This window comes from Mesorhizobium sangaii (genome assembly GCF_014207355.1).
Classification (GTDB): domain Bacteria; phylum Pseudomonadota; class Alphaproteobacteria; order Rhizobiales; family Rhizobiaceae; genus Mesorhizobium; species Mesorhizobium sangaii.
Window position 1 is genome coordinate 809,555 of record NZ_JACHEF010000001.1, and the last position, 15,429, is coordinate 824,983.

The 15,429-nt window shown below is 63.5% G+C and carries 13 protein-coding genes; 9 read left to right on the forward strand and 4 right to left on the reverse strand.

Annotated elements, in window-relative coordinates; translation table 11 throughout:
• Positions 1-12: 12 nt before the first annotated feature.
• Positions 13-1,560 (reverse strand): helicase HerA-like C-terminal domain-containing protein, encoded by a 1,548-nt coding sequence (locus HNQ71_RS04145; RefSeq protein WP_184871299.1) that lies wholly within the window; start codon positions 1,558-1,560, stop codon positions 13-15.
• Between the two features lie 370 nt (positions 1,561-1,930).
• Here HNQ71_RS04145 and HNQ71_RS04150 point away from each other — a divergent pair, with 370 nt between their 5' ends.
• The 4 genes from HNQ71_RS04150 to HNQ71_RS04165 all read left to right on the forward strand — a co-directional run bounded on the left by HNQ71_RS04150 (position 1,931) and on the right by HNQ71_RS04165 (position 6,172).
• On the forward strand, positions 1,931-3,373 hold the full coding sequence (locus HNQ71_RS04150) for a methylmalonyl-CoA mutase subunit beta (protein WP_184871300.1): 1,443 nt from the start codon (positions 1,931-1,933) through the stop codon (positions 3,371-3,373).
• Positions 3,370-5,490, forward strand: a complete 2,121-nt coding sequence (scpA, locus tag HNQ71_RS04155; RefSeq protein WP_184871301.1) for a methylmalonyl-CoA mutase — start codon at positions 3,370-3,372, stop codon at positions 5,488-5,490. The genes HNQ71_RS04150 and scpA overlap by 4 nt, the downstream gene beginning before the upstream one ends.
• Before the next feature lie 74 nt (positions 5,491-5,564).
• Positions 5,565-5,786 (forward strand): AbrB/MazE/SpoVT family DNA-binding domain-containing protein, encoded by a 222-nt coding sequence (locus HNQ71_RS04160; RefSeq protein WP_184871302.1) that lies wholly within the window; start codon positions 5,565-5,567, stop codon positions 5,784-5,786.
• A complete protein-coding gene (locus HNQ71_RS04165; RefSeq protein WP_184871303.1) occupies positions 5,783-6,172 on the forward strand; it encodes a type II toxin-antitoxin system death-on-curing family toxin in 390 nt (129 codons plus the stop codon). The genes HNQ71_RS04160 and HNQ71_RS04165 overlap by 4 nt, the downstream gene beginning before the upstream one ends.
• Here the strand turns inward: HNQ71_RS04165 and greA are convergent.
• Entirely contained in the window at positions 6,169-6,642 is a 474-nt protein-coding gene (greA, locus tag HNQ71_RS04170) for a transcription elongation factor GreA (RefSeq protein WP_184871304.1), read from the reverse strand. The two genes, HNQ71_RS04165 and greA, sit on opposite strands and share 4 nt — an antisense overlap.
• 121 nt (positions 6,643-6,763) lie before the next feature.
• Between greA and HNQ71_RS04175 the strand changes: the two genes are divergently transcribed.
• Entirely contained in the window at positions 6,764-8,140 is a 1,377-nt protein-coding gene (locus HNQ71_RS04175; protein ID WP_184871305.1) for a TIGR03808 family TAT-translocated repetitive protein, read from the forward strand.
• Between the two features lie 11 nt (positions 8,141-8,151).
• Here HNQ71_RS04175 and HNQ71_RS04180 read toward each other — a convergent pair whose 3' ends face one another.
• Together HNQ71_RS04180 and HNQ71_RS04185 are read right to left on the reverse strand one after the other, a co-directional pair.
• Entirely contained in the window at positions 8,152-9,156 is a 1,005-nt protein-coding gene (locus HNQ71_RS04180) for an asparaginase (protein WP_184871306.1), read from the reverse strand.
• Between the two features lie 78 nt (positions 9,157-9,234).
• A complete protein-coding gene (locus HNQ71_RS04185) occupies positions 9,235-10,401 on the reverse strand; it encodes an acetyl-CoA acetyltransferase (RefSeq protein WP_184871307.1) in 1,167 nt (388 codons plus the stop codon).
• Between the two features lie 199 nt (positions 10,402-10,600).
• Here HNQ71_RS04185 and betI point away from each other — a divergent pair, with 199 nt between their 5' ends.
• From betI to betA, 4 genes are read left to right on the forward strand one after another with little or no spacing between them, the layout of a single operon-like run.
• On the forward strand, positions 10,601-11,191 hold the full coding sequence (gene betI / locus HNQ71_RS04190; RefSeq protein ID WP_184871308.1) for a choline-binding transcriptional repressor BetI: 591 nt from the start codon (positions 10,601-10,603) through the stop codon (positions 11,189-11,191).
• The gene (betC, locus tag HNQ71_RS04195; protein WP_184871309.1) at positions 11,188-12,717 is read left to right on the forward strand and encodes a choline-sulfatase; all 1,530 of its coding nucleotides are present in this window, start codon (positions 11,188-11,190) and stop codon (positions 12,715-12,717) included. The genes betI and betC overlap by 4 nt, the downstream gene beginning before the upstream one ends.
• The gene (locus HNQ71_RS04200) at positions 12,714-13,724 is read left to right on the forward strand and encodes a threonine/serine dehydratase family protein (protein ID WP_184871310.1); all 1,011 of its coding nucleotides are present in this window, start codon (positions 12,714-12,716) and stop codon (positions 13,722-13,724) included. Before betC ends, HNQ71_RS04200 begins: the two co-directional genes overlap by 4 nt.
• Positions 13,725-13,727: 3 nt before the next feature.
• A complete protein-coding gene (betA, locus tag HNQ71_RS04205) occupies positions 13,728-15,380 on the forward strand; it encodes a choline dehydrogenase (RefSeq protein ID WP_184871311.1) in 1,653 nt (550 codons plus the stop codon).
• The last annotated feature ends 49 nt before the right edge of the window (positions 15,381-15,429 follow it).

Consider the following 15,429-nt stretch of genomic DNA (forward strand, 5'->3'; position numbering starts at 1 on the left):
CGAACCGGATGCTCACCTGCCCCTGGACAGGCTGCCCAATATGCCGCGCACGATCGCCCGGCCGACCGACGAACCCACCGAGCGCACCACCGACTTGATCGCGGCTTCCGCCACCGTCTGGCGATTGGACGGGCGCGGCGCCGGCGCTCGCCTGCCACCCGATTGCGGTGCCGGGTCGTCATTGCCGAAGCCGGGAATGGTCCAGCGCGAACCGCCGCTTCCCGCCTGCTGAGCCTGCTCTTCGGCGTCCTGCGCCTCCCTGGCCTTTTTCTGCAGCATCTCGAAAGCCGATTCGCGATCGATGGCCTGATCGTACTGGCCGGCGACCGGGCTTTCCTGGATCAGCTTTTGCCGCTCGGCAGGCGTGATCGGGCCGAGGCGCGAGGCCGGCGGGCGGATCAGCGTTCGCTGCACCATGGACGGAACACCCTTGGTCTCAAGCGTCGAGACCAACGCCTCGCCGGTGCCGAGCTGGGTGATCGCGGTGGCGCAATCGAAGTCGGGATTCGGCCTGAAGGTTTCGGCCGCGGTCTTCACCGCCTTCTGCTCGCGCGGCGTATAGGCGCGCAGCGCGTGCTGCACCCGGTTGCCGAGCTGGGCGAGAACGGTTTCTGGAACATCCAGCGGGTTTTGCGTAACGAAATAGACGCCAACGCCCTTCGAGCGGATCAGCCGAACCACCTGCTCGACACGATCGATCAGCACTTTCGGCGCGTCCTCGAAAAGCAGATGCGCTTCGTCGAAGAAGAACACCAGCTTCGGCCTGTCGGGATCGCCGACTTCCGGCAGCACCTCGAACAGCTCCGACATCAGCCACAGCAGGAAGGTCGCGTAGAGCCGCGGATTCATCATCAGCTTGTCGGCGGCAAGCACGCTGATGGCGCCGCGTCCGTCACGGGTTGTGCGCATGATGTCGGCGATGCGCAAGGCCGGCTCGCCGAAGAAATGCGCCGCACCTTGCTGCTCGAGAACCAGCAACGTGCGCTGGATGGCTCCCACCGAGGGCTTGGTCACATTGCCGTAACGCGAACCCAGTTCGTCGGCGCGCTCGGCGATGTTGGCCAGCAGCGCCTGCAGGTCCTTCATGTCGAGCAGCAGCAGGCCTTCCTCGTCCGCCAGGCGGAAGGCGATGTTCATGATGCCTTCCTGCGCCTCGGTCAGGTTCATCAGGCGCGACAAAAGCAACGGCCCCATTTCGGAAACTGTGGCGCGGATCGGATGGCCCTGCTCGCCGAACAGATCCCAGAAAATGACCGGAAATTCCTGGAAGTCATAGGGGTCTAGCTTGACCTGCTCGGCCCGCTTGACCAGAAAATCCTGTGCCGTGCCCATCATGGCGATGCCGGACAGGTCGCCCTTGATGTCGGCGCAGAACACCGGCACGCCGGCATTGGAAAAACCTTCGGCCAGAATCTGCAAGCTGACGGTCTTGCCCGTGCCGGTGGCGCCGGTCACCAGCCCGTGACGGTTGCCATATTGCAGCAGCAGGTGCTCGGCACGCTGATAGCTGTCGTCCGGCTTGCGGCTGGCGCCGATGAAAATGCTGGTGTCGTCAGCCATATGTCGGGTCTCCGCAAACTGATGTGTTTAAAGCCAGTGGGCTTGCCGCAGGTATAGTGAGGCCCTTGCACAGCGACAATGCCAATCGTTCAAGTGGGGCCAATCGTTCAAGTGGGGCAAATCGTTCAAGTGGGGCCAATCGTTGGAGTGGGGCCATTCGTTCAAGTGGGGCCAATGGTCGAAATCGGCTTTTTGGAACTTGCGGATTTTGCCGGTGTTTGGCAATCGTTCATGGTTCGTCCATCCACGCTACCTATATCTGATGGATTGAATTCCGACCCTGAAAGCGCATTGCATTGCGATATCGGACCGTGGACCGTAGACTGAACTGCTCCAGGCTGGTGCGGCCGCATGAAAGTGAGGAAGACGGATGGGCGCCGGAGCCTTGATCCAGGACGTTGAACCCGAGAATGCCGAGCGCCAGCGATGGCTGGCCCTGGCGGAAAAGGCGTTGGCTGGCGCATCCTTCGAGGAAAAGCTGGTCTCGCATACCGACGACAACATCCGCATCGAACCGCTCTACGACCGCAGCATCGCAGCGGAACCGATCGTGCGCGCAAACCCGAAATTGCCCTGGATCGTCAGCCAGCGCATCGATGATCCGGATATCGAGCGCGCCAGAGCCCAGGCCCTCGAAGACGTAGCGCAAGGCGCGACGGGATTGTCGCTTGTCTTCGAAGGCGCACCGAACGCATTCGGCTTCGGCCTGCCGAGAACGGCGCAGGCGCTGGAGACGGTGCTGGACGGCGTACCGCTCAATCGCATCCAGGTCCGTATCGATGCACATCCCTGGAGTCGCGCCGTGGCCGACTGGCTGGTGGCGTTCCTGAGCAAGCGCCGTTCGGATCCGGCAAAGCTCAACCTCTCCTTCGGCATCGATCCGGCGGCGATCTTCGCCGGAACCGGCCGGCTGCGCATGTCGATCGAGGCGCTGCGGGCCTCGATGCCGCAGTCGCTGGCGCATTTCTTCTCGATGGGCGTTCCGGGCGTGCTCCTGGAGGCGGACGGGCGCGTGTTCCACAACGCCGGCGCCACGGAGGCGCAGGAGCTTGGCATCATGCTGGCTTCTGCCGTGTCCTACCTGAGAATGTTCGAGACGGCGCGGCAGCCGCTTGTCTATGCGGCACCCCATATCGGCTTCGCGCTCAGCGTCGACCAGGACCAGTTCCTGTCGGTGGCCAAGGTGCGGGCGCTGCGCAGGCTTTGGGCACGGGTGCAGGAGGCCTGCTCGATCCCCAACTCCACGGCCAATATCCATGCCGAGACGTCGTTTCGCATGATGACGGCCATGGATCCGGAGACCAATATCCTGCGCACCACAATTGCCTGCTTTGCCGCGGCATCCGGCGGCGCCGATTCGATCTCCATCCTGCCGCACACGATCGCGCATGGCTTGCCGGCGGGTTTTGCCCGCCGCGTCGCCCGCAACGCCCAGCTGATCATGGCCCATGAAAGCCATATCGACCATGTCGGCGACCCTGCCTATGGCTCCGGCGGGGTCGAAGCGCTGACCGCGCAACTGTGCGAGATGGCGTGGGCGGAACTACAGACAATCGAGGCCGAGGGCGGCGTCTTGTCCAGCCTTCAGGACGGACACATCCAGAAGCGCGTTCACGCCGCGGCGGCGCGACGCAACGCAGCCTACCGGGCTGGCGAGCGGGTCATCATCGGCACCACGCTCTACCCGTCGAAAAGCGAACGTCCCGTCGAGACGCTGGCAGCGGAACGGCGGCCCGCCTTCAGCGAAGGCGTTGCCGTGTGCGAACCGCTGTTTCCGGTCCGCATCGACCAATCGATCGGAGCTGCCTCTTGATCCCTGATTTCAGCCAGGTCGGCTGGGCACCGCCACGCCGTGCACCCGTCGAGGTCAAAGGCCAGCGGACGACGCCGGAAGGCCTCATCGCCAAGCATCTGTACAACCAAGGCGACCTCAAGGGGTTGCCGCATCTTGACACATATCCGGGCCTGCCGCCCTTCGTGCGCGGTCCCTACCCAACCATGTATGTCCAGCAGCCCTGGACGATCCGGCAATATGCCGGCTTTTCGACGGCGGAGGAGTCCAACGCTTTCTACCGGCGCAATCTTGCCGCCGGCCAGAAAGGACTGTCGGTCGCCTTCGATCTCGCCACGCATCGCGGCTATGACAGCGACCATCCGCGTGTCGCCGGCGATGTCGGCATGGCGGGCGTCGCCATCGATTCCATTCTCGACATGCGACAGCTCTTCGACGGCATTCCGCTCGGCGACATGACAGTGTCGATGACCATGAACGGCGCGGTGCTGCCGATCATGGCGCTTTACATCGTGGCGGCGGAAGAACAGGGCGTTGCGCCGAAGGATCTCGCCGGAACCATTCAGAACGACATTCTGAAGGAGTTCATGGTCCGCAACACCTACATCTATCCGCCGAAGCCCTCGATGCGGATCGTTTCGGATATCTTCTCGTATACGTCGAAGAACATGCCGAAGTTCAATTCGATCTCGATCTCCGGCTATCACATGCAAGAGGCCGGGGCGACGGCCGACCTGGAACTCGCCTATACGATCGCCGACGGCATCGAATATGCCCGCGCCGGCGTTGCTGCGGGCCTGGATATCGACCGCTTCGCGCCGCGCCTGTCCTTCTTCTGGGCGATCGGCATGAACTTCTTCATGGAAGTCGCGAAGCTGAGGGCCGCGCGCCTGTTGTGGGCGACCTTGATGGCGAAGAATTTTTCGCCCAAGGACGAGCGATCGCTGTCATTGCGCACCCATTGCCAGACCTCGGGCTGGTCGCTGACGGCGCAGGACCCCTACAACAACATCATCCGCACCATGATCGAGGCGATGGCGGCAACGCAGGGCCATACGCAGTCGCTGCACACCAATTCCTTCGACGAGGCGATGGCGCTGCCGACCGACCATTCGGCGCGGATTGCCCGCAACACCCAGCTGATCCTGCAAAAGGAATCCGGCACCACGCGCATCATCGACCCGTGGGGTGGTTCGGCCTATCTCGAACGGCTGACGCATGATCTGGCGGCGCGCGCGCTTGCCCATATCGAAGAAATCGAGGCGCTCGGCGGCATGGCCGCCGCGACCGAACAAGGCATTCCCAAACTGCGTATCGAGGAAGCGGCGGCCCGCACACAGGCACGCATCGATTCCGGCGAGCAGATGCTGGTCGGCGTCAACGCGCATCGCCCCGAGACCGACATCAAGGTCGACGTGCTGAAGATCGACAATGCCGAAGTCAGGGCGCGGCAATTGTCGAAGCTGCAGCGGCTGAAAGGCACACGCGATGTCGGCGCGGTCGAGAGCGCGCTCGATGCACTGACCCGTGCCGCGGAAGGCAACGAAAACCTGCTGGAGTTCGCCATCCGCGCCGCGCGCGCCAATGCCACGGTCGGCGAGATCTCGTTCGCCCTGGAAAGAACCTTTGGCCGCCATGTCGCGACGGTACAGACGATCTCCGGTGTCTATCGAAAGGCACTCGGCGACAATTCCGTCGTCGAAGGGCTGCAGGACAAGCTTGAAGCCTTTAAGAAGAAATCCGGCGGCAAGCCGCGCATCCTCGTTGCCAAGATGGGACAGGACGGCCACGACCGTGGGCAGAAGGTCATCGCCACCGCCTTCGCCGATCTCGGCTTCGACGTCACCGTCGGTGCGATGTTCCAGACACCGGATGAGATCGCCAGGCTGGCAGTCGCGCATGACGTTCATATCATCGGCGCCTCATCGCTGGCGGCGGGACATCTGACGCTGATCCCGGAATTGCGCGACGTGCTGAAAAAGCTCGGTCGCGGCGACATGCTGATCGTCGCCGGCGGTGTCATCCCGCCACAGGACTATGACGCGGTCCTTCAAGCCGGTGCGTCGGAAATCTTCCCGCCGGGCACGGTCATTCCGGAAGCGGCCGATCGCTTGCTGGACCGTCTGCTGAAGGCCTGACGCGGGCTGTTATAATATCTGTTGCAACACAAATCGGCCGTGTTATGATCGGCGTAGCAACAGGATGATCCATCATGAACACAACCATTCGCAAGATCGGCAATTCCGAAGGTGTTATCCTGCCCAAGGAGTTGCTTGAACGTCTGAATCTCAAAGCCGGCGACCAGCTTCAGATTCTCGAAACGGATAAGGACATCGTCCTCAAGGCGGTGGACGACAGTTTCGAGCGGCAGATGGAAGCAGCTCGCAAGGTCATGGACAAGTACAAGGTCGCACTACAGAAACTCGCCGAATGAGCTGGGAGTTTCTGTCACGTCGCGCAGTCGAAGCGATGCATGCCGAGCAATTGCGCAGGCACGGCGGAGCGCAAGGTTTGAGAGATGAAAATGCTCTCGAATCGGCGCTCGCCCGCGCTGAAAACAAGGCGAACTTTGGGGACCCGTCGGTCGAGGATCTCGCCGCTGCCTATGTCTTTGGCATTGCCAGAAATCATGCCTTTGTGGACAGCAACAAGCGTACTGCCATCGTGGCCGCCGGCGCATTTTTGATTGTGAACGGCCATGTTCTGACAGCCGACAACGGGACGCTTTACGAATTCGTCATGGCCGTCGCTTCCGGCGAAATCGATGAAGCCGGAGCCGCGGCTTTCTTCCGCGACCATGTCGTCAAGCTCGAAGACTAGCTGTCCGAGAGCTTGACGATCTCCCATTCCTTGTCGTTGACCACAGCGACGTCGCCAACCTTCTTGCCGAACAGGGCGACGGCCATCGGCGACACATGGGAAATCGTGCCCTTGGCCGGGTCAGCCTCGTCCTCGCCGACGATTTTCCAGTGCACCTTCCTGCCGTCATCGCCCTCGAGCGTGGCGCCCATGCCGAAACGAACCAGGTCGCTCCCCGGCTCCGGCACGGACAGCTCGGCGCTTTCGCGCCTGGCGGTCCAATAGCGCAAGTCGCGCGACACAACCGCGATGCGCTCGCGGTCCGCCTTCCGTTCGGCTTTCGCCAGTACGTCGCGCAGGTCGGCCAGATTCTCCTCGATCATCGCCAAGCCGCGCTCCGTCACCAGGTTGCGGTGCTGGCTGATCGGCCGCTCGCCGACGCCGGCAATGGCGTTTTCGCTGTCTTCCTCGCGTGTGAAAGCTCTGCTCATCCGTTGAACTTAGGCGCGGAGAGCCTGCACGACAAGCCATTGTCGCTGTGCTGGCGAGGAGCGACAGATTGTTTGGCACGATTCCTGCGGTGTCGGGGTTGAACGACAGGATCCTGTGCCGATGTTGAACAGACGAAAGCTGCTAACCGGAACCGCCGGCTTTGCCGTCATGGGTCTCTCGCTTGGCAGGGCGGCGGCCGCCGGCCTGACCGGCATCGAGAAAGCCTCCATGCGGGGTTCGATCAACGCCACCGAACTTGGCGTCTCACCTGGCACCTTTGACGATCAGAGCAAGGCCTTCGCCAAGCTGCTGCGCGACGCCAACGAGCGCGACATGCCGGTGTTCCTGCCGCCCGGCACCTATGTCGTTTCCAACCTCTCGCTGCCCAGCCGCGTGCGTCTGTCCGGCGTGCCGGGCGCAACGCGGATCGTCTATGGCGGCGATGGCCATTTGTTCATGGCCGAACAGGCCGACCATATCGAACTCAGCGGGCTGGTCTTCGACGGCAGTAACCGCTCGATGGGCGACTACGCGCAAGGATTGCTCGATCTGCGCCGGGTCGCGCACCTCATTGTCGACAATTGCCAGATAACCGGCAGCGGCAAGAACGGATTGGCCTTGGAACACGCGGCGGGCCGGGTCGAACGCTCGGACATATCAGGGGCTGCCGATGCCGGCATCTACTCGGTCGAGGCCGATGGGTTGGCCATCACGGGCAACACCGTGTCCGATTGCGCCAATGGCGGCATCCTGGTGCATCGCTGGCAGGCGGCGGAAGACGGCACCATGGTCACCGGCAACCGTGTCGAACGTATCCAGGCACGCAGTGGCGGAACCGGGCAGAACGGCAACGGCATCAACACCTTCCGGGCCGGCAATGTCGTCATCTCGGGCAACATCGTCTCGGACTGCGCCTTTTCGGCGATCCGCGCCAACAGTGCCAGCAATCTACAGATTTCCGGCAACACCTGCTCGCGCTCGGGCGAGACCGCGGTCTATTCCGAATTCTCGTTCGAAGGCGCCATCATCAGCAACAACATCGTCGACGGCGCCGCCAACGGCATCTCGATCGTCAACTTCAACGAAGGCGGCCGCATGGGCGTCTGCGCGGGCAACATCGTGCGCAATCTGTCGACCAGCGGTCCCTACCCCGCCGACCCGCCCGGCTTTGGCGTCGGCATCGGCGTCGAAGCCGACACGACCGTTTCCAACAATGTCATCGAGAACGCGCCGCTCTATGGCATGCAGATCGGCTGGGGGCCGTACCTGCGCAATGTCGTCGCCACGGGGAACATCATCCGCAAGGCTGGAACCGGCATCGTCGTCAGCGTGGTCGAGGGCGCCGGCACGGCCGTCATCTCGGACAATGTCATCGACGGCGCGCTGAACGGCGCCGTCGTCGGCCAGCGCTGGGCCGAGCCGGCGACAAGCGACCTGACATCATCGGACAAGAGCGGCTATGCGCACCTGACCGTCGAGCGCAATCACGTCAGCTGAATGCTGGACTTTTAGTCCAAGGCCACTGTGGGCCTGAGCGCCCCGACCTTGACGCCAATCCGGCTCTTAATCGGACCGTTGGCCAGTTCGAGCAGCTTCGCCGCCAAAGTCTCGTCCGCGCGCAACAATTTGGCAAGAACGGCGGCAACCATGGCTTCGCCGGCGCGGCCGGCGCCATCATCGCATTTGAGTGCGATGCCGAGGCCAAGTTCCGGAATTGCGGCACAGTGAACACCCTCGGCGCCGCCTTTCGCAAAAATCCGCCCTGGTGCGGCTTCCATCAGCGCGACGTCTTCGCGGCCGGTGCCGGCGACAAAGAACGGTTCTGCCATGCAGGCGGTCAGCAGACGCTTTGCGGCCTTGGCTCGCTCGGGGCCAAAACCATTTGTCGTGACCATCCGCGCAAAGCCGAGGGCGAAGCTCCTCAGCGGCACTGCGTAGGTCGGGATCGAGCAGCCATCGGTCGCTCGTTCATCAACACCATGGACAGCGCCCGTCACGGCCTGCATGGCGTCGCGCACCATCTCCTGCAAGGCGTGCCCCGGCTTGACATAGCCGCGGTGCGCAATGCCGGTGTGGACGCAGGTGCAGAGGAAGCCGGAATGCTTGCCGGAGCAATTGTTGTGGAGCGCGTTCGGCGAACCGCCGGCGCGGGCAAGCGCAATCTCCGCGTCATGACTGGAGGGCCAATGCGCGCCGCATTCCAGTGCTGACCCGTCCAGCCCGGCCCTGGCCAGCATGGAACGCGCCAACTCCACATGCGCCGGCTCGCCCGAATGGGAGGCACAGGCAAGCGCCAGTTCGCGGTTGCCGAAGCCATAGGCGTCCGCTGTGCCGCTTTCGACCAGCGGCAATGCCTGGATCGCCTTGACCGCGGAGCGCGGAAACACCGGCCTCGAGGTGTCGCCGATCTCCAGGACCGGCTTGCCGTCGGCATCGAAGACCGCGACTGCACCGCGGTGGGCGCTCTCGACGATCGCGCCGCGCAAGACTTCGATCAGAACCGGATTTGTCATGAACCCTCCCGCAAAATCAACGTGTTACAGCGTCCATTGCGCGCCTCAAAAGGCGCGCGGCGCTGTAATGCGGGCGGTTTACCTGATCCGGTCGAGAATGGAAACGTAGTTGGCGACCGCCGCGCCACCCATGTTGAAGATGCCGCCAAGTTTTGCCTCCGGCACCTGGATGCCGCCGGCTTCGCCGACAAGCTGCATGGCGGTCAAAACATGCATGGAAACACCGGTGGCGCCGATCGGATGACCCTTGGCCTTGAGCCCGCCCGATGGGTTGACCGGCAGGCGGCCATCCCTGGCGGTCTCGCCGCTCATGGCCAGCTTTGCCCCCTCGCCCGGCTTGGCCAGGCCCATCGCCTCATACTCGATCAGTTCGGCAATGGTGAAGCAGTCATGCGTCTCGACGAAGGACAGATCGTCGAGCGACACGCCGGCATTCTTCAGCGCACGGGTCCAGGCCTGTTCGCAGCCTTCGAAGGACAGGATGTCGCGCTTCGACATCGGCAGGAAATCCTGCACATGCTCGTTGGCGCGGAAGGCAACGGCGCGGCGCATCTTCAGTGCCGTCGCGGTGTCGGCAAGGACAAGGGCGGCGGCGCCGTCGGAGACCAGCGAACAGTCGGTGCGCTTCAACGGACCGGCAACGAAGGGGTTCTTTTCGCTTTCCTGGCGGCAGAACTCATAGCCGAAATCCTTGCGCATCTGCGCGTAGGGATTGTCGACGCCGTTCTTGTGGTTCTTGGCGGCGATCATAGCCAGCGCGTCCGACTGGTCGCCATAGCGCTGGAAATAGGCCTGCGCGATCTTGCCGAAGACGCCGGCGAAACCCGCCGGCGTATCGCCGTCCTCAGGCAGATAGGAAGCCTTGAGCAGGTTCTTGCCTATCTCGGGACCAGGGGTCGTCGTCATCTGCTCGGCACCGACCACCAGCACGATGCGGGCAGCGTTGGCGTCGATGGCGCGGATGCCTTGCCTGACAGCCGCCGAACCGGTGGCGCAAGCATTTTCGACGCGTGTCGCCGGCTTGAAGCGCAGCCGGTCGTCGGCCTGAAGCACCAGGCTGGCGGTGAAATCCTGCGCCGAAAAGCCGGCGTTGAAGTGGCCGAGCACGATCTCGTCGACCTCGTCCGGGCCGATGCCGGCATGGTCGAGCGCGTCGGTCGCCACCTTGACGATCAAGTTTTCGAGCGTCTCGCCCTCAAGCTTGCCGAAGCGCGAATGCGCCCAGCCAACGATGCATGCGGTCATGGCGGTCTCCATCCTTGGCGCCAGCTTAGCATGAGGGCTCACGGCGCACTTCAGCTTTATTGTTCAAATATAAACAATCATGCCCACACCGGGAAGGGCCGGAACCGGACAATCGCTTGGTGCAGGCTAGCGGGCGCCGATTTTTTTGTTGATTGACCCGTCAATAAAAAATAATCCTGCTTCAAAGGACCCCAGCGAGATGCCGAAAGTCGGAATGGAACCCCTGCGCCGCAAGGCGCTCATCGACGCGACGATCTCGGCGATCGGCGAACGCGGCTCGCTCGACGTGACCATGTCCGAGATCGCCGGCCGCGCCGGCGTGTCCTCGGCCCTTGCCCATCATTATTTCGGCGCCAAGAACGAGCTTTTGCTGGCGACGATGCGCCATATCTTGGCCGAATTGACCATCGACACGCGGCGCGCCCTTGGTGCCGCCAGCAGCCCGCGCGAGCGCGTTTCGGCGGTCGTGGCGGTCAACTTCTCCGAGCTCCAATTCCAGCCGGAAACCATCGCCGCCTGGCTCGCCTTCTATGTCGAGGCGCAGAAATCGGCGGCGCTGCGGCGGCTGCTCAAGGTCTATGCGCGGCGCCTGCACTCCAACCTGTTGAGCGGGCTGACCGGCATCCTGCCGAGAGCCGAGGCCGATCGCGCTGCCGAAGCGACCGCGGCGCTGATCGACGGGCTCTACATCAGGCGGGCGCTGAAGGACGGCGTGCCCGACGCCGCGACCGCGATCGCGCTGGTCGAGGACTATCTCGAAACGAAACTCGGTGGACGGCAGACACGGTGACAGCCAAGCGACCCAATTTCCTGATCGTCATGGTCGATCAGCTCAACGGTACGCTGTTCCCGGACGGGCCGGCGGACTTCCTGCATGTGCCGCATCTCAAGGCCCTGGCCGCCCGCTCGGCGCGTTTTGCCAACAACTACACCGCATCGCCGCTTTGCGCGCCGGGGCGGGCCTCGTTCATGAGCGGGCAGTTGCCGTCTCGCACCGGGGTCTATGACAATGCCGCTGAATTCGTCTCGTCGATCCCGACCTTTGCCCATCATCTGCGCGCCGCCGGTTACTATACCTGCCTGTCGGGCAAGATGCATTTTGTCGGACCGGACCAATTGCACGGCTTCGAGGAGCGGCTGACCACCGACATCTATCCGGCCGATTTCGGCTGGACGCCGGATTACCGCAACCCCGGCGAGCGCATCGAATGGTGGTATCACAATCTCGGTTCGGTGACCGGCGCCGGCGTCGCCGAGACCACCAACCAGATGGAATATGACGACGAGGTCGTTTTCCTGGCCACGCAGAAACTCTATCAGCTTTCGCGCGAGCAGGACGATGCAGACCATCGGCCCTGGTGCCTCACCGTTTCGCTGTCGCACCCGCACGATCCCTATGTCGCGCGCAAGCAGTATTGGGATCTGTACGAACACTGCCAGGCGCTGGACCCGGAAACCGGGTTCATCGCGCAAGACGAGCAGGACACGCATTCGCAGCGGCTGTACCACGCCAGCGATTATCCGTCTTTCGAGATCACCCCTGAACAAGTGCGTCGTTCCCGGCGCGGCTATTTCGCCAACATCTCCTATGTCGACGACAAGCTCGGCGAACTTCTGGACGTCCTGGCGCGAACCCGCATGCTCGACGACACCGTCATCCTGTTCTGCTCGGACCATGGCGACATGCTCGGCGAGCGCGGCCTGTGGTTCAAGATGAGCTTCTTCGAGGGCTCGGCGCGGGTGCCGCTGATGATCGCCGGCAAGGGCGTTCGCGCCGGACTGATCGAAGCGCCCGTCTCCAATCTCGACGTGGCGCCGACGCTTTGCGACCTCGCCGGCATCGACATCGGAGCGATCGCGCCGTGGACCGACGGCCAGTCGCTGCTGTCGCTCGCCAATGGCGGGCGACGCGCCGCGCCTGTGTTGATGGAGTATGCGGCGGAGGGCTCCTGCGCGCCACTCGTTGCAATCCGCGACGGCAGATACAAGTTCGTCCATTGCGAGCTCGACCCGCCGCAACTGTTCGATCTCGAGGCTGATCCGCTCGAGCGAGACAATTTGGCCGACGACCGGGCCAATGCGGACTTGGTGGCGGCATTCATGGGCAAGGTCCGCGCGCGCTGGGACATGGCCGGCTTCGACGCCGCCGTGCGCGAAAGCCAGGCGCGCCGCTGGGTCGTCTATCCGGCGCTGCGCAACGGCGCCTATTACCCATGGGATTTCCAGCCGCTCCAAAAGGCGTCGGAACGCTACATGCGCAATCACATGAACCTCGACAATCTCGAGGAGAGCAAACGGTATCCACGAGGCGAATGATGGCAGACCTTTTCGTCCCTTCTCTCGACCATCTCAGGCAGGCCTATGCCGTCACCTCGCGGGCGACGCAGATCACGCCGCTGCTGGAATCGGCGGCACTCGCCCGAGAGACGGGCGCCGCCCGCGTCTTCATCAAGCCGGAATCGCTGCAATGGGCAGGCTCCTTCAAGATACGCGGTGCCTATTGGCGGCTGAAGCAGCTTTCGGCCGACGAGGCGAAGAAAGGCGTCGTCGCCTATTCCTCCGGCAATTTCGCGCAAGGGCTGGCGGCCGCCGGCCAGGCGCTCGGCATTCCGGTCACCATCGTCATGCCGATCGATGCACCGGCCGCCAAGCGCGATGCCACGGCTGGCTATGGCGCCCGCGTCGTGCTGACCGATCATGGCGAGCGCGCGCGTGAGGAAGTTGCCGCCGCCAAGGCGCGCGAAATCGCGGAGACCGAAGGGCTGGCCCTGCTGCATCCGTTCGACGATCCGGAGATCGTCGCCGGCCAGGCAGGCGCCGGCCTCGAAGCCCTCGACCAGCTTGCCGCCAAGGATGCCAGCGCCGACCTTTTGTTTTGCTCGGTCGGCGGCGGCGGACTGATCGGCGGCGTTTCGCTCGCCTTTCATTATCTGTCGCCCGCCACCGAGATCATCGGCGTCGAGCCCGAAGGTTTCAACGGCATGGGCTCGTCACTGGCGCATGGCAGCATCGAGACGATGCCGATCGGCCCGAAGTCGATCTGCGACGGACTGATGTCACGACGGCCCGGCGATGCGCCGTTCGCGGCGGTCAAGACCGCCGGCGTTCGCGGCATCACCGTCGACGATCAATCGGTGCGGAGCGCCATGCGGATCGCCTTCGAGCGCATGAAGTTGGTGCTCGAACCGTCGGGGGCTGCCTCGCTGGCGGCGCTGCTCGGCGGCAAGGTGGATGTAAAGGGCAAGACCGTGCTCGTGATGGCAACGGGCGGCAACGTCTCGCTCGCCGATTTCATCACGCATATGAACGATGGGCTGAAATGAACCATGCTTGAAGCGGATTTCGTCATCATCGGCTCCGGCTCGGCCGGCTCGGCCATGGCCTATCGGCTGTCCGAGGACGGCAAGCATTCGGTGATCGTCATCGAATTCGGCGGCACAGATATCGGGCCGCTGATCCAGATGCCGTCGGCGCTGTCGATCCCGCTCAACATGAGCCTTTACGACTGGGGCTTTGCCAGCGAACCGGAGCCGCATCTGGGCGGCCGCGTGCTGGCGACGCCGCGCGGCAAGGTGATCGGCGGTTCGTCCTCGATCAACGGCATGGTCTATGTGCGTGGCCATGCCCGCGACTTCGACCATTGGGCCGAAGAAGGTGCGACCGGCTGGGGCTTTGCCGACGTGCTTCCCTACTTCAAGCGCATGGAGGACAACGACGGCGGCGAGGAAGGCTGGCGCGGCCACGGCGGGCCATTGCATGTACAGCGTGGCTCGCGATGCAATCCGCTTTACGGCGCCTTCGTCGAGGCGGGCCGCCAGGCCGGGTTCGAACTGACCGACGACTACAATGGTTCCAAGCAGGAAGGCTTTGGGCCGATGGAGCAGACCATCCGCGGCGGCCGTCGCTGGTCGGCCGCGAGCGCCTATCTGAAGCCGGCGCTGAAGCGCAAGAATGTTAGCCTGCTCAAGGGTTTTGCCCGCCGGGTGATCATCGAGAATCAACGCGCCATCGGCGTCGAGATCGAAGCTCACAAACAGATTCAGGTCGTTAAGGCACGACGTGAAGTGATCGTCGCCGCGTCGTCGATCAATTCGCCGAAGATCCTGATGCTGTCGGGCATCGGTCCAGCCGAGCATCTCAGGGAAAACGGCATCGCCGTGGTGGCCGACCGGCCCGGTGTCGGCCGCAATCTGCAGGACCATATGGAGCTCTATATCCAACAGGAATCATTGCGGCCGATCACGCTGAACTCGGTGCTCAACCCGTTCTCGAAGGCGCTGATCGGGGCGCAGTGGCTGTTCTTCAAGACCGGGCTTGGCGCCACCAACCATTTCGAGGCGGCTGCCTTCGTGCGCTCGCGCGCCGGTGTCGACTATCCCGATATCCAGTACCACTTCATCCCGGCGGCGGTCCGCTATGACGGCAAGGCAGCGGCGAAGTCGCACGGGTTCCAGGCGCATGTCGGGCCGATGCGGTCGAAGTCGCGCGGCTCGGTGACGCTGCGCTCGCCGGACCCGAAATCGAAGCCGGTGATCCGCTTCAACTACATGTCGCATCCTGACGACTGGACCGAGTTCCGCCACTGCATCCGGCTGACCCGCGAGATCTTCGGCCAGACGGCGTTCGATGGCTACCGGGGCAAGGAAATTTCGCCGGGCAGCCATGTGCAGTCGGACGACGATCTCGATGTCTTCATCCGGGATCACGCCGAGAGCGCCTACCATCCTTGCGGCACCTGCAAGATGGGCCGCGCCGACGACATGATGAGCGTCGTCGATCCGGAATGCCGGGTCATCGGTATCGACGGCTTGCGCGTCGCCGATTCCTCGATCTTCCCGCGCGTCACCAACGGCAACCTCAATGCGCCGTCGATCATGACCGGCGAGAAGGCTTCCGACCACATTCTCGGCCGCACGCCGCTGGCGCCGTCCAACCAGGAACCATGGATCAATCCGCGCTGGCAGGCGTCCGACAGATAGAGCATGATCCGGCGAACGTTCCGCCCAAGCGAAGACGATTTGGAGACCT

What these genes read in the sequence shown, in the direction of transcription:
- HNQ71_RS04145 (WP_184871299.1), bottom strand. Translation starts at nt 1,560, where the DNA reads ATGGCTGACGACACCAGCATTTTCATCGGCGCCAGCCGCAAGCCGGAC.
- HNQ71_RS04150 (WP_184871300.1), top strand. Translation starts at nt 1,931, where the DNA reads ATGGGCGCCGGAGCCTTGATCCAGGACGTTGAACCCGAGAATGCCGAG.
- HNQ71_RS04160 (WP_184871302.1), top strand. Translation starts at nt 5,565, where the DNA reads ATGAACACAACCATTCGCAAGATCGGCAATTCCGAAGGTGTTATCCTG.
- HNQ71_RS04165 (WP_184871303.1), top strand. Translation starts at nt 5,783, where the DNA reads ATGAGCTGGGAGTTTCTGTCACGTCGCGCAGTCGAAGCGATGCATGCC.
- greA (WP_184871304.1), bottom strand. Translation starts at nt 6,642, where the DNA reads ATGAGCAGAGCTTTCACACGCGAGGAAGACAGCGAAAACGCCATTGCC.
- HNQ71_RS04175 (WP_184871305.1), top strand. Translation starts at nt 6,764, where the DNA reads ATGTTGAACAGACGAAAGCTGCTAACCGGAACCGCCGGCTTTGCCGTC.
- HNQ71_RS04180 (WP_184871306.1), bottom strand. Translation starts at nt 9,156, where the DNA reads ATGACAAATCCGGTTCTGATCGAAGTCTTGCGCGGCGCGATCGTCGAG.
- HNQ71_RS04185 (WP_184871307.1), bottom strand. Translation starts at nt 10,401, where the DNA reads ATGACCGCATGCATCGTTGGCTGGGCGCATTCGCGCTTCGGCAAGCTT.
- betI (WP_184871308.1), top strand. Translation starts at nt 10,601, where the DNA reads ATGCCGAAAGTCGGAATGGAACCCCTGCGCCGCAAGGCGCTCATCGAC.
- HNQ71_RS04200 (WP_184871310.1), top strand. Translation starts at nt 12,714, where the DNA reads ATGATGGCAGACCTTTTCGTCCCTTCTCTCGACCATCTCAGGCAGGCC.
- betA (WP_184871311.1), top strand. Translation starts at nt 13,728, where the DNA reads ATGCTTGAAGCGGATTTCGTCATCATCGGCTCCGGCTCGGCCGGCTCG.